The organism is Rhodoferax ferrireducens, assembly GCF_003347515.1.
GTDB lineage: Bacteria > Pseudomonadota > Gammaproteobacteria > Burkholderiales > Burkholderiaceae_C > Rhodoferax.
Map to the genome: position 1 here is coordinate 1 of NZ_QEII01000013.1, position 280 is coordinate 280.

General features: G+C 53.9%; 1 protein-coding gene. It reads left to right on the plus strand.

All coding sequences use genetic code 11. The features are described 5' to 3' along the window. Positions 1-37: 37 nt before the first annotated feature. Positions 38-280: hypothetical protein (locus tag C5P05_RS00045; RefSeq protein WP_157979122.1), on the plus strand; the 243-nt coding region annotated here is incomplete at its 3' end.

Consider the following 280-nt stretch of genomic DNA (forward strand, 5'->3'; position numbering starts at 1 on the left):
GTCGCTCCGAGTCCAAAGGCACGATGAAGAGATTGGCGTGGTCAAGCTGATGGAGGATTTCTTCACCGCCATGGTTTTGCAGTACCGCATCACACAAGGGACCACACAGGCGATCCAGTACAGACGTACGAAGCAAAAAGGATTGAACGTCGGGCGACTGTTGACGCAATACTTCCTCCACGAGGTAGTCTTGTACGAACTGGTGGCTGCCTGTGAAGGAGGCAATAAACGATTCGGGGTCCTTGTGCATGCGAAGCGACTGGGCGGCCAATTTCAAGCC